27 protein-coding genes and 2 pseudogenes are annotated in these 20,604 nt (G+C 47.2%); 28 read left to right on the forward strand and 1 reads right to left on the reverse strand.

Features of this window, described 5'->3' with window-relative positions:
* Positions 1 to 54: 54 nt before the first annotated feature.
* The 15 genes from AACT52_RS35110 (at position 55) to AACT52_RS35180 (ending at position 10,564) form a co-directional block, all read left to right on the forward strand.
* Entirely contained in the window at positions 55 to 948 is an 894-nt protein-coding gene (locus AACT52_RS35110; protein WP_073635053.1) for a pirin family protein, read from the forward strand.
* A complete protein-coding gene (locus AACT52_RS35115; protein ID WP_073635054.1) occupies positions 941 to 1,357 on the forward strand; it encodes a hypothetical protein in 417 nt (138 codons plus the stop codon). The genes AACT52_RS35110 and AACT52_RS35115 overlap by 8 nt, the downstream gene beginning before the upstream one ends.
* A 422-nt stretch (positions 1,358 to 1,779) precedes the next feature.
* A complete protein-coding gene (locus tag AACT52_RS35120) occupies positions 1,780 to 2,337 on the forward strand; it encodes a DsbA family protein (protein WP_073635055.1) in 558 nt (185 codons plus the stop codon).
* A 381-nt stretch (positions 2,338 to 2,718) separates the two neighbouring features.
* The gene (locus AACT52_RS35125; protein WP_073635056.1) at positions 2,719 to 3,474 is read left to right on the forward strand and encodes an SDR family oxidoreductase; all 756 of its coding nucleotides are present in this window, start codon (positions 2,719 to 2,721) and stop codon (positions 3,472 to 3,474) included.
* A 146-nt stretch (positions 3,475 to 3,620) separates the two neighbouring features.
* A complete protein-coding gene (locus tag AACT52_RS35130) occupies positions 3,621 to 4,484 on the forward strand; it encodes a dioxygenase family protein (RefSeq protein WP_073635057.1) in 864 nt (287 codons plus the stop codon).
* A gap of 30 nt (positions 4,485 to 4,514) precedes the next feature.
* Positions 4,515 to 5,003, forward strand: coding sequence for a lipocalin-like domain-containing protein (locus tag AACT52_RS35135; protein WP_073635058.1), 489 nt, complete (start codon positions 4,515 to 4,517; stop codon positions 5,001 to 5,003).
* 347 nt (positions 5,004 to 5,350) lie between these two features.
* A complete protein-coding gene (locus AACT52_RS35140; RefSeq protein WP_073635059.1) occupies positions 5,351 to 6,244 on the forward strand; it encodes a pirin family protein in 894 nt (297 codons plus the stop codon).
* Complete coding sequence (locus AACT52_RS35145) at positions 6,237 to 6,650, forward strand: hypothetical protein (protein ID WP_073635060.1); 414 nt, start codon at positions 6,237 to 6,239, stop codon at positions 6,648 to 6,650. The genes AACT52_RS35140 and AACT52_RS35145 overlap by 8 nt, the downstream gene beginning before the upstream one ends.
* A 58-nt stretch (positions 6,651 to 6,708) precedes the next feature.
* The gene (locus AACT52_RS35150) at positions 6,709 to 7,098 is read left to right on the forward strand and encodes a cupin domain-containing protein (RefSeq protein WP_073635061.1); all 390 of its coding nucleotides are present in this window, start codon (positions 6,709 to 6,711) and stop codon (positions 7,096 to 7,098) included.
* Positions 7,099 to 7,115: 17 nt separating this feature from the next.
* Complete coding sequence (locus AACT52_RS35155) at positions 7,116 to 7,271, forward strand: hypothetical protein (RefSeq protein WP_176727097.1); 156 nt, start codon at positions 7,116 to 7,118, stop codon at positions 7,269 to 7,271.
* A 76-nt stretch (positions 7,272 to 7,347) separates the two neighbouring features.
* Positions 7,348 to 7,938 carry an ester cyclase gene (locus AACT52_RS35160; protein ID WP_073635062.1) on the forward strand — a complete coding sequence of 197 codons (591 nt, stop codon included), beginning with the start codon at positions 7,348 to 7,350 and terminating at the stop codon, positions 7,936 to 7,938.
* A gap of 34 nt (positions 7,939 to 7,972) precedes the next feature.
* The gene (locus tag AACT52_RS35165) at positions 7,973 to 8,374 is read left to right on the forward strand and encodes a RidA family protein (protein WP_073635063.1); all 402 of its coding nucleotides are present in this window, start codon (positions 7,973 to 7,975) and stop codon (positions 8,372 to 8,374) included.
* A 157-nt stretch (positions 8,375 to 8,531) separates the two neighbouring features.
* On the forward strand, positions 8,532 to 8,807 hold the full coding sequence (locus tag AACT52_RS35170; RefSeq protein WP_073635064.1) for a UBP-type zinc finger domain-containing protein: 276 nt from the start codon (positions 8,532 to 8,534) through the stop codon (positions 8,805 to 8,807).
* 70 nt (positions 8,808 to 8,877) lie between these two features.
* Complete coding sequence (locus AACT52_RS35175; RefSeq protein WP_073635065.1) at positions 8,878 to 9,819, forward strand: DUF5996 family protein; 942 nt, start codon at positions 8,878 to 8,880, stop codon at positions 9,817 to 9,819.
* 169 nt (positions 9,820 to 9,988) lie between these two features.
* Positions 9,989 to 10,564, forward strand: coding sequence for a TMEM175 family protein (locus tag AACT52_RS35180; RefSeq protein ID WP_073635066.1), 576 nt, complete (start codon positions 9,989 to 9,991; stop codon positions 10,562 to 10,564).
* A gap of 291 nt (positions 10,565 to 10,855) precedes the next feature.
* Here the strand turns inward: AACT52_RS35180 and AACT52_RS35185 are convergent.
* A pseudogene (locus AACT52_RS35185) lies at positions 10,856 to 12,122 on the reverse strand (IS701 family transposase).
* Positions 12,123 to 12,201: 79 nt separating this feature from the next.
* Here AACT52_RS35185 and AACT52_RS35190 point away from each other — a divergent pair.
* The 13 genes and pseudogenes from AACT52_RS35190 to AACT52_RS35250 all read left to right on the forward strand — a co-directional run.
* Positions 12,202 to 12,495, forward strand: coding sequence for a hypothetical protein (locus AACT52_RS35190; protein ID WP_073635067.1), 294 nt, complete (start codon positions 12,202 to 12,204; stop codon positions 12,493 to 12,495).
* A 72-nt stretch (positions 12,496 to 12,567) separates the two neighbouring features.
* The gene (locus tag AACT52_RS35195) at positions 12,568 to 12,945 is read left to right on the forward strand and encodes a nuclear transport factor 2 family protein (protein ID WP_073635068.1); all 378 of its coding nucleotides are present in this window, start codon (positions 12,568 to 12,570) and stop codon (positions 12,943 to 12,945) included.
* A 29-nt stretch (positions 12,946 to 12,974) separates the two neighbouring features.
* The gene (locus AACT52_RS35200; RefSeq protein ID WP_073635069.1) at positions 12,975 to 13,865 is read left to right on the forward strand and encodes a CPBP family intramembrane glutamic endopeptidase; all 891 of its coding nucleotides are present in this window, start codon (positions 12,975 to 12,977) and stop codon (positions 13,863 to 13,865) included.
* 257 nt (positions 13,866 to 14,122) lie between these two features.
* Entirely contained in the window at positions 14,123 to 14,983 is an 861-nt protein-coding gene (locus tag AACT52_RS35205) for an oxidoreductase (RefSeq protein WP_073635070.1), read from the forward strand.
* Between the two features lie 95 nt (positions 14,984 to 15,078).
* A complete protein-coding gene (locus AACT52_RS35210; protein WP_073635071.1) occupies positions 15,079 to 15,804 on the forward strand; it encodes an alpha/beta fold hydrolase in 726 nt (241 codons plus the stop codon).
* A gap of 199 nt (positions 15,805 to 16,003) precedes the next feature.
* On the forward strand, positions 16,004 to 17,542 hold the full coding sequence (locus AACT52_RS35215) for a GMC family oxidoreductase (protein ID WP_073635089.1): 1,539 nt from the start codon (positions 16,004 to 16,006) through the stop codon (positions 17,540 to 17,542).
* Positions 17,520 to 17,957 carry a salicylate esterase gene (locus AACT52_RS35220; protein ID WP_073635072.1) on the forward strand — a complete coding sequence of 146 codons (438 nt, stop codon included), beginning with the start codon at positions 17,520 to 17,522 and terminating at the stop codon, positions 17,955 to 17,957. Before AACT52_RS35215 ends, AACT52_RS35220 begins: the two co-directional genes overlap by 23 nt.
* A 32-nt stretch (positions 17,958 to 17,989) precedes the next feature.
* Positions 17,990 to 18,163, forward strand: coding sequence for a hypothetical protein (locus AACT52_RS35225; RefSeq protein ID WP_198941050.1), 174 nt, complete (start codon positions 17,990 to 17,992; stop codon positions 18,161 to 18,163).
* Positions 18,164 to 18,196: 33 nt separating this feature from the next.
* Positions 18,197 to 18,319 (forward strand): SDR family oxidoreductase, encoded by a 123-nt coding sequence (locus AACT52_RS35230; protein WP_233154148.1) that lies wholly within the window; start codon positions 18,197 to 18,199, stop codon positions 18,317 to 18,319.
* Positions 18,320 to 18,469: 150 nt separating this feature from the next.
* On the forward strand, positions 18,470 to 19,507 hold the full coding sequence (locus AACT52_RS35235) for an NAD(P)-dependent oxidoreductase (protein WP_073635073.1): 1,038 nt from the start codon (positions 18,470 to 18,472) through the stop codon (positions 19,505 to 19,507).
* A 12-nt stretch (positions 19,508 to 19,519) separates the two neighbouring features.
* Positions 19,520 to 19,807 carry a hypothetical protein gene (locus AACT52_RS35240; protein ID WP_073635074.1) on the forward strand — a complete coding sequence of 96 codons (288 nt, stop codon included), beginning with the start codon at positions 19,520 to 19,522 and terminating at the stop codon, positions 19,805 to 19,807.
* A gap of 17 nt (positions 19,808 to 19,824) precedes the next feature.
* Positions 19,825 to 20,202: a hypothetical protein gene (locus AACT52_RS35245; protein ID WP_073635075.1), complete on the forward strand. Its 378-nt coding sequence runs from the start codon at positions 19,825 to 19,827 to the stop codon at positions 20,200 to 20,202.
* A gap of 122 nt (positions 20,203 to 20,324) precedes the next feature.
* Positions 20,325 to 20,543 (forward strand): annotated as a pseudogene (locus tag AACT52_RS35250) (oxidoreductase); the annotation flags it as partial.
* Positions 20,544 to 20,604: the final 61 nt, after the last annotated feature.

Below are 20,604 nucleotides of genomic sequence, written 5' to 3' on the forward strand. Positions count from 1 at the left end.
TGATTAATCACATATAAGATAATTCTTATAAACTGTTTGATTGGAGGCAACTGTATGACAACTCAAACTCAAACACTCCGAACCGTTGCTGGAATCATTAATAGTGTAGAAACGCTCGAAGGAGCAGGCTTCTTGGTGCGTCGTCCCTTTCCCAAGAGTAGCTTTTCCGAGTTTGACCCCTTTCTCCTCCTCGATGAATTGGGTCCCGTGAATCTGAAGTCCGGTCAAGCAAAGGGCGCACCGGATCATCCCCATCGCGGCTTTGAAACCGTCAGCTACGTCCTGGATGGACGGCTGGAACACAAGGACTCGGTCGGTCATGCCGGACTGCTCAATCCCGGTGATGTGCAGTGGATGACCGCTGGGGCAGGCGTAGTGCATTCCGAAATGCCAGAAGCTGAGTTTACCCGCACGGGTGGGCGACTGCACGGCATTCAACTGTGGGTCAACTTGCCGCAGCGGGACAAGATGATTGCTCCTCGCTATCAGGAAATTCCATCAGCGCAGATTCCGGTGACTCAGACCAAAGATGGGTCCGTGACGGTGCGCGTGATTGCGGGAGAAGCGTTGGGGGCGAAAGCGGTGATTGAAACCCGCACTCCGATTATCTACCTGCACTTCACGCTACAACCGGGAGCAAGCATTGTTCAACAGATACCGAAAGAGTACAACGCCTTTACCTATGTCCTCGATGGGTCTGGTTTGTTTGGCACTGAGCAGGAACGGGGTGAGGATGGGCAAATGGTGATTTTTGCACCTGATGGTGAGGAAGTGGCGATCGCCAATCCTGCGGATGCCACCCAACCCCTTGATCTACTGCTGATTGCTGGAGTGCCGCTGAATGAACCTGTGGTACGCTATGGTCCCTTTGTGATGAACACTGAAGCCGAAATCTTGCAAGCGATCGACGATTACCGAAATGGAAGGATGGGACACATTCATGCTTAACACGCTTCAAAACCGCATTACCCAACATCAACTTCTGACCAATATACGCATCAAGTTATTGCATTTGCATAAACTGTTGTTGGATACAGAGCGTATTCATTACGAACAGGTGCGCGGACGGGTCTCTAACAGTGAATTGCTGCAACTGGTGATCAGTCACGATCAATTTGCCTGGTTGCATCGCCTCTCAGAATTGATTGTGCAAATTGATGAGTTAATCCACTCTGATGAGCCTATCACCTCCGAGGCGATCGCTGCTCTCATTGCTGATGTTCGGATTCTACTTACACCTGATGAAGTTGGAAATGGCTTTGCTGTGAAGTATGATATGGCGTTTCAGCGTAACCCTGATGTGGTGTTAGCTCATGCTGATGTGGTCACACTGCTAGCCACTAAAGTTCAACTATAAATTGAGCAGTTCGTCCAGATTAATTTTAACCTGGACGAACTGCTTTTATGCATTGTATTTACCAAATCGTAAGCATTCGCGGCGTGTTCAGGTGTTTATTGATTTCCTAATTCAGCAATTTGGGAATCCGCCCTATTAGGAAAGGAACGTTTGACGAACGATACTGCCTACTCTGACAGTTAATCTGCGAATTGATGTATTTCCTAAACGAATTGATGCGCCCGATTCTAACTTAAGTTATAGCTAGCTTTCTACTCCACGATGGAATGGTTACTCTATCAATTTGTACTGTAAAAAATTTAACTCGCTATAGATGACGGCTTGAAAGCGATCTCCTATATTGAATTTATGCAAACAGTCATCCAGGCAATGAATTGAGCAAGTTAATTGCAAAGTTCCATGCTTGATGCAGATTTAGAAAGATGAACGACGATCGTAGCCGCAGTTCCTTACTTGTACCGCCTTCAGCCCAAGATCATATTCAAGGTGTGTTGAGTGCCAAGGTAGTGCTGGTGATGTATGGAGAGTATCAATGCTCTAGAAGTGCGAACGTTTACAAGATGATTAAAGCGATCAAACGAGAGCTTAGTGCTGCTTTTGGAGAGGATTATTTATGTTTTATCTTCCGCCATTTTCCACAGATCCAGATTCATCCCCAGGCACAACGGGCAGCCCAAGCAGCCGTTGCCGCCGCTGCCCAAGGAAAGTTTTGGTTAATGAGCGATACTTTATTTGACCATCAACAAAGGTTGGAGAACGGTTATCTTGTCGAGTACGCCAATGATTTAGGGCTTGACATTCCTCAATTTCTCAAAGAGTTGTCTAAACAAGTGCATGTTGATCGCATCAATGAAGATATCGAAGGCGGAATAGAGAGTGGAGTGACGACTACCCCAGCTCTGTTTATCAATGGAATTCGGTATACCGGGCACTGGAACACGACGGAGTTTATGGCAGCCATGATTGCTGCAAGTCATTAAGTTCCCCGATCTTTGCTCCCAATTCATGTCTGACTTACCTGTAAGTGCTGTAAGCTATCTAATTTCGATGGCTAGATTTTGCCTGTTTCACTGAACAAAATTGCCGTTTTTTGAACCATGACAACAGTTACCATGCCAACAACTGAATTCCTACGTATTAATTTAGTCAATTACAAATCAGTATTTCATTGAGGATAATTCTATAACGCATTTACTAGTATAAGGCAAGAATGATTCTGGGTATGAAGGTATACCTCAGACTGATTCTCTTCAGGACTCCTCAGTTAATCATGCCCTGATTGCGATCGCGCGAGAAGTCACTGAGTTGCTGAGACAAATTTACCCGATACAAACTGATGAAATTAAAACAGGAGAAATAGAATGATACTGAAAGGTAAAGTGGCGTTAGTCACCGGAGGCACATCGGGAATTGGCAGAGCAACAGCGATCGCTTATGCCCAACAACAAGCAAAGGTGGTGGTAGTTGGTCGTCGAATGGATGAAGGTGAAGAAACTGTTCGATTGATCAAGGAAGCTGGCGGAGAGGCTATTTTTGTGCAAGCAGATGTCACGAAAGAAGCCGATGTTCAAGCAATGGTTGATAAAGCGGTTGACGTTTTTGGTCGGTTAGATATTGCTTCTAACAATGCAGGAACGATCGGCGAAAATCCTTCACTGATTGAGCAAACAGAAGCGGAATACGATCGCACGATGAACGTCAATGTCAAAGGCATTTGGTTGTCGATGAAATATGAAATCGCTCAGATGTTGAAACAGGGAAGTGGTTCAATCGTCAATACGGCATCTGCGAATGGAGTCGTTGCATTTCCTACCTTCCCCCTCTACACCGCGAGTAAAAGTGCAGTAATAGGCTTGACAAAAGCGGCTGCGCTTCAATATGCCAAAGCGGGGATTCGCATCAATGTCGTTGCACCAGCGGTAATCGAAACAGATATGTTTGAAGCAGCGACAGGTGGACAGGATGAAGTTAGAGCTTACATGGCAGGACTTCACCCGATCGGGCGAATTGGAACACCGCTTGAAGTTGCAAATGCAGTCCTGTTTTTATCATCTGAGATGGCATCGTTCACAACAGGTGCAACGTTGATGGTAGATGGTGGGTATGTAGCGCAGTAGTCGAACGACAGTGCGAGATGACAACACTTGCAGGCAAAGTTGCACTGGTATAGCTGTAGCCAATTAGATTAGGACACAGACTATAAGTCAAGATAGTCGCCGTAAAACAACCATCATTAATCACGTAACTAAAAAGGAGTTTGATCGTGCAGAAAATTACACTTGACACTATCACTGAAGCCGTCATTAATCATGGCGATCGCGGCAAATCTCACCCGCGACTCTATGAAATTTACACGAGCTTGGTTCGACATTTGCATGACTTTGTGCGTGAGGTGAATCTGACAGAATCAGAATTGCAGCAGGGACGTAATTTTCTCAACCAGGCAAGTCATCACACTCAAGAGATTCCCACTGGAGAGATCCATATGTTGACGGATCTATTAGGGATCTCAGAGTTGGTAGAATTGCTGCACGATAAGCATCGCGGTACAGAAAGCAATTTAGAAGGACCATTGTATGTGCCGAATGCACCAGAACGGCAGATGGGCGATCGCTTGGGTATTGATACAGAAGGAGATTCGCTTTTCCTGTCAGGCAGGGTTTTAGATTTGAACGGTCAACCGATCGCCAATGCTCTGATTGATGTTTGGCAACCCAATTCCAAAGGATTATATGATGTCCAAGAGCCATCTCAGCCGTTGGGGAATTTTCGCGGACGTTTCAAAACGAACAAGAGTGGAAAGTGTATGTTTGAAACCGTCGTGCCACTAGGTTACAAAGTGCCAAGCAGTGGTCCATCTGGCGAATTGCTGCGACTCTTGGGACGGCATCCTTGGCGGGCGGCTCACATCCATTTCAAACTCAGTGCTCCGGAGTATACTTCGCTGACAACACAAATTTTTATTGCTGGCGATCCTCACCTGGATTCAGATACAACCTTTGCAGTTCAATCAGCGATCGTTCAATTGCAAAAGCACGAAGCACTAGACAAACTCAAGGCACACAATCAAAGTAAACCGTTTTACACGACTGAGTTTGATTTTGTGTTGAAACCCGCTACTCTCTAGCGGAGAATCATCAAGCAATGGTTGCACATTATGTCTACACCATCAATCCAGAACAATCTGCTAATTGGCATTTGGAAGTTAATTTCTGCAACTGCCATTTACGCTGATGGAACAGTGACTCCAGAGGTGTATGGAACTCATCCGGTTGGCTACATCACTTACACATCAGATGGTCACATGATGGTGATGTTTTCTAGGAGCGATCGCTCACCGCTGAGTCAGGAGGTCAGATCACCGCTGACTCCCCAGATGCAATCTTTACCCGTGGAAGAGCTTGCTCAAGCATTTACAACATTCAATGCTTACGCTGGAACTTATACGTTGAGTGGCAACACAGTAACTCACCAGATCAAAATTGCATCAATTCCTAATCGCGTTGGTACAACGTTAGTTCGCACCTTTACTCTTAATGAGAGCCGACTAACGCTCGTGACGCCGCCAGTCTTGAGTGATGGTGTTGAAGCGGTTTTTGAGCTGCTGTGGGAACGCATTATAGCAAGGGGAGTTCGTTGTCGATAACGAAGTAGAGGCAAGTACGATCACTTTTCACTCACTGAAAACGTCGCTATCCTCGGTTATCTCGACGGACGAAACTGGCTCACTGGCGAACGATCGATTGCCGCTCCCTACCTGTTCGTCATTCTGCGCTGGGCGATCAACACTCAGGCTGGTTGTCATTCCCGGCGGGCCGCACGCCATCAACTGGACTCACGCCGATCAGATCAATCCCCTGTTGCTGGACTTTCTTCAGCAGGAATAATCAGTGATCTGCTGCATTTCGGGCTTGTGAAAAAACTCTGTGATTCACCCCGTTGAGTCAGGCTCAAATGATACACATATTTGTCTAGTTCTGAAGAGGCAATTCTATGACTGTCCCCACTCAAACGTCTCGAACCGTTGCCGGAGTAATCAACAGCATTGAAACACTCGAAGGGGCCGGATTTCTTGTACGTCGGCCCTTTCCCAAAAGTAGCTTCTCTGAATTTGACCCGTTTCTCCTCCTCGACGAGTTGGGTCCGATTAATCTAAAGCCGGGTCAGGCAAAAGGTGCACCCGATCATCCGCACCGGGGCTTTGAAACCGTCAGCTATGTCTTGGATGGACGGTTAGAACACAAAGATTCTGCGGGGCACGCCGGGCTACTAAATCCGGGTGATGTCCAGTGGATGACAGCAGGTGCCGGGGTCGTGCATTCCGAGATGCCGGAGTCAATGTTTACCCAAACTGGTGGACGGCTCCACGGCATTCAACTATGGGTCAATCTGCCACAACGAGACAAAATGATGCCGCCCCGCTATCAGGAAATTCCAGCAGATCACATTCCGGTCGCTCAAACCGAAGATAGATCTGTGAGGGTGCGGGTGATTGCGGGAGAAGCGTTAGGGGCAAAAGCCGTAATTCAGACGCGCACGCCGATAACTTACCTCCACTTCACACTGCAACCGGGGGCAACGATGATCCAGCCTGTACCAAAAGAGTACAACGCCTTTGTCTATGTACTGGAGGGGTCTGGGTTGTTTGGGACAGAGCCAGCGCCTGGTGATGATGGGCAGATGGTGCTCTTTTCTCAAGATGGAGAAGATGTAGTGATCTCCAACCCTGCTGATGCTCAGCGTCCTCTAGATCTTCTGCTGATTGCAGGTGTACCCCTTAACGAACCAGTCGTGCGCTACGGTCTGTTTGTAATGAACACTGAAGCTGAAATTACCCAGGCGATCAACGACTACCAAGAAGGAAGGATGGGACGGATTGGTGCTTAACACATCTCAATACCAGATTAGTCAACATCAACACTTGAGTGAGTTACGAATCAAACTACTGCATCTGCACAAGCTTTTACTAGATACTGAGCGTCTTACCTATGAGCAAGTTCGAGGGCAAGTTTCTAGAGGTGAATTGCTACAACTGGTGATTAGTCATGAGCAGTTTGCCTGGTTGCATCGACTCTCAGAATTGATTATCCAAATCGATGAGTTGCTTCATGCCAATGAATCTGTTACATCAGAGGCAATTGAAGCGATCGACAGTGACATTCGGACACTGCTCAGCCCCGATGAATCGGGCGATGAGTTTGCCATGAAGTATAACATGACGCTTCAACACCACCCCGATGTCGTGTTAGCTCATGCAGATGTCATGATGTTGCTGACCTCTGACAGTATTTAACCTCCAAAATTCACAGATTCTGAACTTGCTCCGATTGTGTAATTGCAAGCCTAAACTTATGCTGATCCAAAAACTAAACGACTGTGAAGAAATTATCGCTGGAGATGGAACTGTTCTGCGCGAACTGCTTCATCCTGACAAACAAGACATCAACTTGCGTTACAGCTTGGCGTATGCGATCTTGCCTGTTGGCAAAACTTCGATTCCCCATTCTCTAAAGACTTCTGAGGTTTATTACATCATTAGCGGTGTTGGAGAAATGTTGATCGACAGTGAAGTTCGTCGCATTGAACCAGGCGATGCGGTTTACATTCCTCCAAATGCAATCCAGTTCCTTCACAACTACGGCAACGAACCTATTGTTTTCGTTTGTCTAGTTGATCCAGCTTGGCGCAAAGAAGACGAAACGATTTATGCACCTGAAATTGAGGCAACCGCATCACTCTAATTCGATCGCTCAAAACTATGAATTCACAAACAGCACAAACCACTACTACTGCTGACGAGTCCGCAATCCGTACTTTCCATCACCATCGCGTAGCGTCTTGGACTCACCGCATCCAGCGGACAGGCACCCTGGGTGTGATGTGTCGGATAGACGCGCAACTCGTAAGAATCTGACGAATCATTGTCAGATTCTGAAAGAAGTCAAGCATTGGAATCAATACAGTTTAGATAGAACTTAGGAGAATTCAACATGGTCACAGAGCAAACAGCAGACAAACAGGCAGTACAGGCAACTCCAAGCCTGACACCCGCTCAGGAAGCCTTGCAATCGGTCTGGGAAGAGCATATCGGGCACGAGTTTGGTACTCACAGCCCTGAAGATGCTCTCGCTACCATGGTTGAGGACGCTTATGTGAATCATATTCCAGTGATGACTAGGGGAGTCGGAAAAGCAGCATTGGGTGAGTTTTATTCCAAATACTTCATTCCCCAGATTCCGCCAGACCTCGAGCTAGTTCCGATTTCGCGCACGATCGGGACGGATCGACTCGTCGATGAAATGCTGGCTAAGTTCACTCATACCATCCAGATGGAGTGGATGCTACCTGGCATTGCTCCGACCGGGAAACGGGTTGAAGTGGCAGTGGTAGCGATTGTCCAGTTCCGTGATGGCAAGCTAGCCCACGAACACCTCTATTGGGATCAGGCGAGTGTATTGGTTCAACTCGGCATGCTCGATCCGAACACGCTGCCCGTTGTAGGGGCTGACAGTGCGCGCAAGGTACTCAATCCGAGCTTGCCCTCAAACGCACTGATCGAACGTGCTAGTCATAGTAACTAAATGTTAAAGCAAGCTTTTCATCAATAGGAACACCATGAAAAAGCCAGAGTTTTTTGTCACCCCTGGTTATGGGGAATACATGCTGAATACATTGCATTACTCGCAAGCGGTGAGAATTGACGATCGAGTAGAGATATCAGGTCAAGGCGGCTGGGATGACAATCTGCAAATTCCCGAATCGATCGCGGACGAGATTGCTCAGGCATTTCGGAACATAGAGCGAACCTTAGCGACTGCTGGTGCAGGTTGGGAGCATGTTATCCACGTCAATTCTTACCATGTTGGCGGGTTCCCCCCGGAGGTTAAAGATGTGATGGTCAAGCTATTTCGTCATTACATGCCCGATCGCGCCCCAATTTGGACAGCGCTAGGTGTCGCGGCGCTTGCACTTCCAACAATGCGGATTGAAATCCGCGTGACTGCCATTGTTCCGTGAATTTTGCACAAGCGGCAACGGGATGATTCGGCGACTACGCTGAAGAGAAGAACGCGCCAATAGAGAAACTGCCCTCGCTCCGTTAAAGCATCCACTTGAACAATTAGCCTCAATCATTCTGTTCACCGTTGTCTTCTACCAGGGATACCAAAAAACTATGACCTGCGAACATCTCAACAATCTAATTGTGGAAAACCTGATTTCTAAAGCAGCCTATCCCATATTTCGTTGTGAAGAGTGCATTAAAATAAATAGCCGCTGGGTACACCTCCGGATTTGCCAAACCTGTGGCAAAATGCTGTGCTGCGATTCTTCTAAGCATCAACATGCTCGTCGTCATTATGAAGCAACCAATCATGCAGTGGTTAGTTCGGCTGAATTGGGGGAGCAGTGGTTATGGTGTTTTGCAGATGAACAGGGAAAAGACTATTGATAGCGATTCTGATTTCATCTAGATTTCCTTCTCATTTGTTCAACATGTTCTCCTCATGTGGGTGATTTTCATGGCTGTTTCTAATCAAAGTACTTCCATTGACATCGTTTGGCCCAGTTTGCCCTTAGCAGCTTGGCAGGATACCTATGCAACTCTCCATCTATGGACGCAAGTCATCGGTAAAATCCGGTTGGCACTGGCACCTAAACTTAATCACTGGTGGCAATCTACTCTTTATGTCACACCGCGTGGACTAACAACTGCTTCAATCCCTTGCGGAACTCGTAACTTTCAAATTAGCTTTGATTTTCTCGACCATCAACTACAAATCGACACTAGCGACGGCATCGCTAAAAGAATTGCACTGTCTCCTCGCTCTGTTGCAGATTTTTACCAAATGGTGCTAACTACATTGAGCAACATCGGCATCGAAGTCCGAATCTGGACGATGCCGCAAGAAGTGTCAGAACCAATCCCGTTCGATCAGGACTATCAACACGCAGCTTATGATCCGGAATATGCACAACGGTTCTGGCGAATTCTTGTGCAAGTCGATCGGGTCATGACCTTATTCCGTTCCCAGTTTACTGGTAAATCCAGCCCTGTACATTTTTTTTGGGGCAGCTTTGATCTTGCTGTGACTCGTTTCTCTGGTCGTCGTGCGCCAGAACACCCAGGGGGAGTTCCGAATATGGCAGATTGGGTCACACGAGAAGCCTATTCACACGAAGTCAGTAGCTGTGGTTTTTGGCCAGGGGGTGGGTCAGTGGTGGAGCCTGTTTTTTACGCTTACGCTTACCCTATGCCGGAAGGGTTTCGAGATTACCCGATCCAACCCACAGAAGCTTTTTACAGCTCAGAGATGCAAGAATTTATCCTACCCTATGAAGCTGTGAGACAAGCTGACGATCCAGATGCAATGCTCCTTGCTTTTTTCCAAAGCACCTATGAAGCAGCAGCCAATTTAGGACATTGGGATCGAGTTGCGCTGGAGCGTTCCCCAACCGTGTAAGGCTAACAAATTGCAAATTGCTGAAGCGGATGGACTAGCGACCTTGATACAAAGTTTGAGGCGAGCTGCTGCCACTTAGAGATACTGAATGGATAGTGGATAACCGGACAACCAATTTGCAAACGGCAGTTATACAACGCGGTAAGCAAACTAAGGAGCATATCCAAAAATGGTTAAAGGTAGGTTAGAAGCATTCAGTGATGGGGTAATTGCTATTATTATCACCATTATGGTGCTGGAGTTAAAAACACCTCATGAGTCAGATTTAGCTGCACTACGTCCGCTGATTCCAACCTTTCTAAGCTATGTGTTGAGTTTCGTGCATGTTGGTATCTACTGGAACAATCACCATCACCTGTTTCAGGCAGTCCGACAAGTGAATGGTTCAACTTTGTGGGCAAACCTACATTTGTTGTTCTGGTTATCATTATTTCCCTTTGTCACCGCATGGATGGGTGAAAATCACTTTGCTGCGTTGCCTGTGGCGCTTTATGGTGTGGTTTTATTGTTGGCTGCGATCGCCTACTTCACTCTGACCCGCACACTTATTTTTCACCACGGTCAAGATTCCACACTTGCGAACGCTCTTGGTCGGGATTCTAAAGGCAAGTTATCAGTATTGATTTATGCAGTTACAATTCCACTTGCTTTTGCAGCCTCTTGGCTTGCATGTGCATTATACGTTCTGGTTGCAGTCCTGTGGCTCATTCCCGATCGCCGTATTGAAAAGACGTTGAACTCATAAAGTTCCATGTTCGATGCAACAAAAACCAGCTAACAAACCCTCTGCACCAGAACGAATATAGGTTGTTGGTCACAGACAAAGGTGATCTGCGTCCGGTGAGCGGGAACGTTATGCCGCTTATGGATGTACTCACTCATCCTGGCATTTTACGCTCCAAGGGGCGGGGAATCCAACCACCTGGGAAGTCCTAGATATGCACGAAAACCCCTATCGATCCCCGCTTCCCTGGAAACAACAGAACATTACACAACCACAAGCCACAGAAGATTTCTAACGGGACTTAAACAAAAATTAAGCCCAAATGTAGCCTAAACTGGCTTTGTAAGCGACAAATACGTCCCGATTATGGGTCAACCAGTCAAAAAATCGACTCATACATAGCTGTTCTAAATGCCTCTAAAGCTTCAGTAAAAGTGTTTAAAGGTTTGTTTGCCCACCTTCGCCTCAAGCCCCCAGTCATCTGATGCCAAAGAATAAAAGTATAGGCACAAAAAACCAGAATAAAATGCCGAAGTAGACTTCTTTTTTCTCGAACTTGGTATTCTTTTAGCCCTAACCATCCTTTGGCTTCTCTATAAAAAACTTCGACCCAATTTCTTTCTCCATAGGTCTTAACTATCCATTCTGGTGAAACAATCTCTGTCGAGACATTGGTGATAAAGTAGTCAACATCTGTGGCATCTGTGAAAGTCGCAGCATTCATAACGATAGCAATATTGCGCTTCCCCTTCAGTTGTGATATCTCTACTTCTCTAGTTACTACCCATAGGGTTTTAGGTTTATCTAGGTTGAGTTCAATTTCTGTGAAAGCCTCTTCAGACAAACCTTGTGCTAATTCGTCTAGCCTAATTGTTTGTTGAATATTTTCTGATGTGCTAATAGTTATTTTTCGATTTTTGGCTAATCCCCCCAAGTACTTTAATTCTTTCCTCTCTAATTCCAACAAGAACGATGTATTGTTGCCATAGCCAGCATCTATAAGTACAATCCCCGGTTAATATTTTCTCTCTAAAGTTTTGTCTATTAACTTGATTGCCAGTTCAGTTTTTTTCTTAAACTCTTGGTCTTGTTTACCTTCTGGTAAAGAATCAGCGTGCTGATATAACTCTATATCTAATGGCAGACTTTTTCGTCCATCATATAAATGCGTTGTTACAACTACTATTCCATTATCTGTTTTGCCAATCTCTCCAATGTACTGTCTTCCTATTCCATCAGTAAAATTACCGCTTTTTCTATGACCCGAATCATCAATTATCAAGCTAAATCCTCTATTAATTCTAGTTTGACTACACTTGTTCATGATCTCTAACCTTAGTTCATTCACCTTAGCGTCAGACCATGGTGCTTCAGTTAAAAAGTGGTGTAATTGATGGTATTCGACTCCTATAGCGTTACCAGCGATTTGAGATAGATTTTTTCTCTCACTTTCCCCCAATAATCCCCCCAAATAATCCCTAAATCCTTTTTTTTGAGCTTTATGACTAAAAGCCTCATCAAACCTTTGACACCATTTTTCAAAACACGGTGGCATGGCTGCGGGGGTTGTCTCTTTCATGGGATTCTTTTGACGTGAAACCTATGCTCGTCATGTATTCTACCCTGTTTTTCTTTCTTTTTTTGTTTAAGTCCCGCTAATGAACCGAAAGATTCTTTCAACCAAAATCACAACTACAACCACAATCGCAATCACAATTCTGTTTGGCGTACTTCTACTGTTCAATTTTCCATCCCTGGCTCAAGTCAGTTCACAAGTGATTCCTAGAATCGAAGTGATCGAAAGTTCTGAAGGGATTCCACCTAGCTACCGTTTAGTCATTAGCCGATCTCAGGACAATGTTTATGTCTTCTGTCCGACTGACTTCGAGCCACAGTTGAACTATCTGCGAAATGTGAAGGCGATTCAATGTAAGCCGTTTACCAGTCCCTAGAAGTAAACCAGTGAGGGGCAACAGCATAACAACTCATACCACTTTGTTGCTTTGAACAGAGGAGAGATTTAGATGTCAGAGAACAATAAAGCAATTTTAGAAGCGGCAAACGCGGCGATCGCCCAAGGCAACTATGAAGGATTCTTGTCGTTCTGCACCGACGACACGGAATGGACATTTGTCGGCGACAGAACCCTGAAAGGAAAAGCAGCCGTTCGCCAATGGATGGCAACGGAGTATGTGGAACCACCTTTGAATATCGTTGCGAACTTGATCGCTGAGGGGGATTTCGTCACGGCACTCGGCGACCTCAGAATCAAGGACGAAGACGGGAAGGCGGCTCATTACTCGTACTGCGACATCTGGCGCTTTCGTGGCGACAAGATGGTCGAATTAAGAGCTTTCGTAATCCCAGCCGAAGTCAAGGCTGAAACTAGCAATGCCGCGTAAATCATCTGCAAAAGTCAGGATGTATTCTCATGAAAAACGCAACTTATGTAGAGGCTGCTCGGTGGGGTAAGTATCGGGGGTGGCGGTATGTTTTGGGACTGGTGATCATCCTCTTTGCGTGGCTGGTGGTCGGGACTGGTGCCAGCGTACTCGTCGCGTTCGCGCTCAGCGGCCAGCCGGATTACTCCGTACTTGGTCCTTTCGGGAAGTTCTTGTTTGTTATGGCGGGTTTCCCGTTCTTCCTCGCGGGGGTTCTCATCGCCGTTACCCTTATCCACCGCCGCTACCCCCGGACGCTCATTACGGCGCGGGAGCGGATCGATTGGCGTCGCATCGGTCAGGGGTTTGTGGCGTGGTCCGTTCCAGCGTTTCTGATAGGCGGGCTGGGACAGTACCTCTTCTACCCCGACACCTTTTCCTTCAACTTCGACCTGGCGACGTTCGCGCTCTTCGTGCCACTGGCACTGGTCTTCACCGCGATCCAGACGACCACCGAAGAGCTTTTCTTTCGCGGATACATTGTGCAGGGTGCGAGCATGATCTCGGCCAACCGCGTTTTTCTGGCGCTCGTGGCGGCCGTGGTATTCACCCTGCCGCACCTCTTAAACCCGGAGGTGAGCGCAGGCGGCTGGCTCACGGTCTTCTCCAACTACTTCCTCGTTCCGGGTCTGTTGTGGACCGTGGTCTCGTTGATTGACGGAACCACTGAACTCGCCATCGGCGCACACTTCGCGAACAACATCATTGGCATACTCCTGTTCAACATCACTGGAAGCGCCGTGACCACACCGGCTCCGTTTACAATCAGCGAATATCACGCCACCTACGGGGCGCTATCGGTGCTGGTTGCAATACCCATATTCCTGGCGATTGCCTACAAGGTGTTCAAACGCAACGAGGCATCCGAACCCGTTTCCTAGAGCGATCGGATTGGTCGTCGGTGATCTCGTCAGTTCGTTGCTGAAGGTCAATCTTGATTGAAATAGGAGAAACAAAATGATACTGCAAGAAAAAGTGGCGTTAGTTACTAGAGGCACATCGGGCATTGGTAGAGCAACTGCCACATATCTCCTTGCGATCGCATTCCTGAACCACAGCAACGCTTGACCTTGGAGTATAGACCATAGTTTAGAGCGGTGTAGATCTGAATTACAAGTTATCAACGAGAAAGAAGCAAATGAACAATACTGATAAAGTTTGGTTGATTACTGGAAGTTCCACAGGATTGGGGCGTGCTTTGGCGCAAGCCGTGCTAGAGCGTGGATATCATTTAGTTGCCACTGCCCGTCAGCCTGAACAATTAAAAGAACTGAACGATCGCTATCCGGATCGGATCACGACGATTGCGCTTGATGTCACTAATGCTCAATCGATTCAGCAAGCTATAGAAGCTGCATTGAACGCTTACAATCGCATTGATGTACTCGTCAACAATGCGGGTTACGGTACAGTAGGCGCGATCGAAGAAGTGAACGACGATGATATCAGACGGCAGTTTGACACCAACCTATTTGGTGCAATCAATGTGACTCGTGCAGTTTTGCCAACCCTGCGTGAACAGCGAAGCGGTCATATCCTCAACATTTCTTCGGCGAATGGGATTAGCGCGTTTGCAGGAGTGGGAATTTATAGTGCAACAAAATTTGCTTTAGAAGCAATTTCTGAAGCGCTGGCACAAGAAGTGAAGCCGTTGGGGATTAAAGTCACAATTATTGAACCTGGCTCCTCTCGAACGAATTTTAGTAGTCGAGCGCTTTCCACACTATCCCATCAAATTAATGACTATGCTCAAACGAGTGGCAAAATAGTCCAACGGCTTCAGGAGAGGGATGGCAAACAACCTAATGATCCGGCGAAGGCAGCAGCAGCAATGATTCAAGTGGTTGAGAGTGACAATCCACCCTTGCGCTTAGCATTAGGCAAAGATTCGGTGAATTTGATTACTCAAAAACTCGAATCGATGAAAGCTGAATTAGAGGCATGGAAAGACGTGTCGATGAACACAGCGTTTGAAGAAGTAAAAGCGAGTGTGGGGTAGCCTCCTTTCCAAATCATGAATCGACAGAAGACCCACTGCACCCGTTTCAACAGATACGAACTTGATTTTCATCCCACATCTAAAGGAGCTATGCTATGTCAACGTTTGTTTTGGTTCACGGCTCATGGCACGATGGTTCTGCTTGGAACGCGGTTACCCAACATCTAGAAACGAGAGGTCATCAGGCTTTTGCTCCTACGATTGCTGGACATGGAAAAGGTGTGAACAAAAACGTTAACCATGCTCAATGTACGCAATCGATCATTGATTACATTGTGAGCAAAGACTTAACCGATATTGTTCTCTTAGGTCATAGTTTTGCCGGAACAATCATTGCGAAAGTTGCTGAAGCGATTCCCGATCACATTCGACGGCTCATCTTCTTCGATGCCTTTGTCCTAAATGATGGTGAGAGCCTCAACGATAACGTTCCACCGCATTATCAAGCGTTAATCGACTCTCTAGCGAGCGAATCGGACGATAACACAGTGATGATGCCGTTTGAGATTTGGCGAGAAGCGTTTCTCAACGATGCTGACCTCGATTTGGCTCGATCGAGTTACGCACAACTATCCCCTGAACCGTATCAACCGTGGATTGACAAGCTGGACTTGAGGCAGTTTTACTCGCTGCCCATTCCTAAAAGTTACCTCTACTGTACAGAAGACACTGCTTTACCTCAAGGCGAGTGGGGATGGCATCCCAGGATGTCTAACCGCTTAGGGCAATTTCGGTTCGTGCAAATGCCCGGTAGTCACGAGGTAATGTTTTCTAACCCGATCGGTTTAGCAGAAAAGATTATTGTGGCAGGGCGCGACTAGCAGCAGAATTTGCAATCGCCAACCCACTAATGTCGCCGTCATTTAACAAACAATGACCTGAAAATGAGAAATCATGACAACTACATACCGTCACAGTGCTGCTTTCAACGATCTCGCAGCACTGCTTCAAGGCTCTGGAGTAAGTGTGAGTAATATAACGAATCAGCTACCAGTTGAAGTATCAAATCTTAATACACCAATGCAAGCAATTTTTGATTATATTGTGATTGGCGCCGGTTCAGCAGGCTGCGTTGTTGCCAACCGTCTTACAGAAGACCCTAATACTAAAGTATTGCTGCTCGAAGCGGGTGGTCCTGATACCAAGCCAGAACTTCAAGTTCCCTCAGTGTGGCCTACTACACTCTTAGGCTCGGAAGTGGACTGGGCATACTTAACTGAAGGGGAACCTTACTTAAATAACCGCAAAATTTTATCTTCACGCGGTAAAGTCTTGGGCGGCAGCAGTTCGATTAATGGCATGATTTATATACGAGGCAATGAACGTGACTACAATAGCTGGCAAGCATTAGGTAATATTGGTTGGAGTTATCAGGATGTCTTGCCTTACTTCAAGAAATCGGAAAACCAGCAGCGAGGAGCATCGTTATTTCACGGGGTTGATGGACCACTTAGCATCACAGATCCACTCTCTCCTGCAAAAGTGTCGCAACGCTTTGTGGAAGCCGCGATCGCACAGGGCTATGAGCAAAATCCCGACTTTAATGGGGTACAGCAGGAAGGTGCAGGACTTTACCAAGTGACCGTGAAAGATGGTAAGCGCCAAAGTACAGCAGTGGCATTTCTGCGTCCGATTAAAGATCGCCCCAACTTGACTATTCAAACAGGAGCATTGGTGACTCGTTTACTCTTTGAGGGAAAGCGCGCGGTAGGGGTAGTGTATTTTCAAAATGGAACGGAGTATCAAGTTAGGGTTAACTCCGAAGTGATTTTGAGTGCTGGCGCCTTCGATTCTCCTAAACTGCTAATGCTTTCTGGAATTGGACCAGCTGAACATCTGCGGGCTTCCGGCATTCCTGTAGTTTTTGATTTGCCGGGTGTCGGCCAGAATCTTCAAGATCACCCACTTGCTGTTATTGCCTACCAGTCTACTCAGGACGTGCCCCTTGCGCCAAGTAGTAATGGGGGAGAGGCTGGGTTATTTCTGCATACCAACAATAATTTAGATGCGGCGCCTAATTTGCAATTTACAATTGTTCCGGTTTTATATGTCGATCCTGCCTATGCACGTGAAGGTCCGGCATTCACCCTTCCCTTTTACATCACCCATCCCGAAAGTCGTGGTAGCGTAAGACTACGTTCCTCCTCCCCCTTCGACCCACCGTTGATTCGGGTCAACTATCTTCAGAAAGAATCTGACATGCAACTGATGGTTGAAGGACTTAAAATTTTGCGTCGAATTGTGTACTCCGATGCGTTTAATGAGTTTCGGGGCGAGGAAATTGCTCCAGGGAGTTCCGTGCATAGCGACAAAGCAATCGAAGATTATATTCGGCAAACGTGCGGTACGGGATGGCATCCTGTTGGGACGTGCAAAATGGGTATTGATCAAATGGCGGTTGTCCATCCTCAACTCAAGGTACGGGGGATTGAAGGGTTACGAGTTGTTGATGCATCGATTATGCCAACTATGATCACAGGAAACACAAATGCATCGGCAATTATGATTGGAGAAAAGGCTGCCGATTTGATAAAAGTTGGAACAAAATTGCCTCAATGATGGTGAAAGCCTCAGAGATAGCCTTCCGCCGCACTATCAAGCGTTATTTGACTCTCTAGCTAGAGAATCGGACGATCATACGATGGTGATGCCGTTTGAGATTTGGCGAGAAGCATTTCTCAACGACGCTGACCTCGATTTGGCTCGATCGAGTTACGCACAACTATCCCCTGAACCGTATCAACCGTGGATTGACAAGCTGGACTTGAGGCAGTTTTACTCGCTGCCCATTCCTAAAAGTTACCTCTACTGTACAGAAGACACTGCTTTACCTCAAGGCGAGTGGGGATGGCATCCCAGGATGTCTAACCGCTTAGGGCAATTTCGGTTCGTGCAAATGCCCGGTAGCCATGAGGTGATGTTTTCTAACCCGGTTGGTTTAGCAGAAAAGATTATTGTGGCAGGACGGGACTAGCAACATGATGGCTTCATAACAAAATAAACGAGTTGCTCCGTTCGGCAGTAGAGGGTGACACGGCTTGGGCTGAGTGGTACTGGTTCGGCACCCATCGTGATGGTACGCAGTTTGGTATGCGCGGCGTGAGTATTGTTGGTGTACAAGCGGATCAGATCAAGTGGGCACGCTTGTATATGGAACCTGTATCAGCGAGTAGCGAATAACCCGTAAACTCAACGGAAATTGCTCAAGCGGTTGTGTTTCTCTGCTCTGATGCTGCTAGCTATATCACTGGGCAACCCAAGCGCGATCAATGGTGGATATACAGCAGGCTAAATCGCGATCTGCCTTCAGATATCTTTTTGCGATCGCAGTTCTGAATAGGTGGTTTCTAAGCGATTTGCTGGAATGACCTCGACACAGATTCACTATTGCTGAAAGAAGCACCATCAGAATCTGAAAGAAACTGAGTGTTGGAAGTCATCACACTCAAGTAAATGCAACTGGTTTCATAACAAGAGGTAAAAATCATGATACTTAAAAATAAGGTGGCTTTAGGACAGGTACTTTTTGCCGGAGGATCGGGCTTCGTGGGGCGCACTGCCGTCAGGTGGTTCCGCGAGAGGCACCCCAGCGTTCGAGTGCTCGTCGGAGGACGGAACCTGCAATCGGCAGGTGAAGTCGCCCAGGAGGTGGGCGCTGCCGAAGCTGTTGCCATAGATCTCGATAAGCCCCGCTTGGGTCTCGGTGATGATGTCACAGTAGCTGCTGTAGTCATGTTGGCTCCCGAAGCCGGACTCAAAGGACTGAGCTACGCGCAGGACTTGGGCATCCCTTACCTGAACATCAACGCTGCCCTCACCGAAATCGGACCTGAGTTGGCGATGTTCGCACATCGTGCGACCGCAGCACCCGTCGTGCTCGCCAGTCACTGGATGGCTGGTGCGGCTGTGTTTTTGGCACTCAACAGTGTCAAAGGCTTCGAGGTCATCCACTCCATCGAGATCGGAGCAATCCTCGACGAGAATGATCCAGCAGGTCCAGCGTCGCTCGAAGATATGGAACGGGTACACGGGGCTGCTCCCCCCGCAATGGTATTTGAGGGTGGGCGGCGCGTATGGCTGTCCGGCGACGCAGCAAAGGGCAAGATCGAATCAATTGACGGTCGATTACTTAATGCCACCGCATTTTCCACATTCGATATCGCTAGCCTCCATGCTGCCACTGGGGCACCGAATGTACGTTTCGACCTAGTGACTGACGAATCATCCAGTCGCCACCGGGGCGGTGAGGCAGCGACCGAGATCGTCGTCGAGATTGAGGGCGAAGCCGATGGTCGAACGCTGCGTTCGCGATCGATGCTGGAGTTCAAGCATGGCGCAGCCTCACTAACGGGTCTGAGCGTCGTTCTTTCTCTCGTGTCGGTATTGGGACTGAACGACCGCGCTCCTGCCCGCCCTGGGCTTTACCTACCCGAACTGCTCTCGGATACCGAATGGTTTCTGAATGAACTCCGCAGTGCGGGAGCGACTATCTACGAAGACTCTAAGTCAACTCTACAGTTTTAAGGTGGTGGAAAAATGATTAAATGCAAAGATTTTGCGCCTCGGATCACTGAACGGGGACCCTTCGGCGGAGCTTCCGAGTATGAATCTTTCTCTGAGGTTGTGAGTACTGTCAATCAGTGGATCGAAAATACAACGACACAGGTGATCAATGTTGAAACTGTCGTTTTACCCGATCGGATAGAAGGCACAAGTGATGGTGACTACGGATTGACGGTCAGTAATAGTTTCCACCCAGTGACGATCAGTCAAGGCGTGACAATCAATTGCTTTCAATGTGTGCGTGTCTGGTACAGAGAATAAGCTCTATTGGAGAAAGAATGAAACGATTTACCTTGTTTACTTTCCTGTATCTCGCGCTGGGAGTTTGTCTGACAGCGATCGCACTTGGATACCCAAACCTGCCTTCGAGTCTTCAAACAAGCTTGTTCGTCAGTGCAGGAGCCTCCTACATTGTTTGTCTCCTCAGCACCTTCCCATTTTGGCGGGAGACGACGATCCGCTTCTATCGCAGACGGAATTCAGCGGTAATTCTACCCTGGTTGGTGATTGGAGTAAACATTGTTTGGATGATCTGGGATGTTCAGAGTCAGAACTGGACGATGGAAGCCATTTTACGAGCGTTTTCGAGGCTATTAGTTGTCTTAGTGTTTGCAGAAATCATTGTGATGACATGGCAAGTGAATTCTGAACATTAGTATCTAAATCGGATGCTGCCGAAACGCACTTGCTCTTCACCATAAGAATCTGGAAGAAATCAAGCATTGGAACTTAGTACGCTTTAGATCAATGCAACGAAATTAATGCTAGGAGAAGCACAATGATACTTCAAGATAAAGTGGCGTTAGTCACTGGTGGCACATCGGGAATTGGCAGAGCAACAGCGTTAGCGTTCGCGCAGCGTTCCGAAGGAAAGCTTAACGAAGTTATCGCCTTCGGTGCTGCTGGAGCAAAGGTAGTATTCTCAGGCAGACGCGACGCAGAAGGTGAAAAAACCGCCCAACTGATTCGCGAAACAGGCGCTGAATGCTTATACGTCCATTGAAACAAGTTCACTAACATCACAAGAATCTGGAAGCAGTCAATCATTGGAACTCAAG

The organism is Scytonema sp. HK-05 (genome assembly GCF_963872035.1).
In the GTDB taxonomy this organism is placed as follows: Bacteria; Cyanobacteriota; Cyanobacteriia; order Cyanobacteriales; family Nostocaceae; genus Kalymmatonema.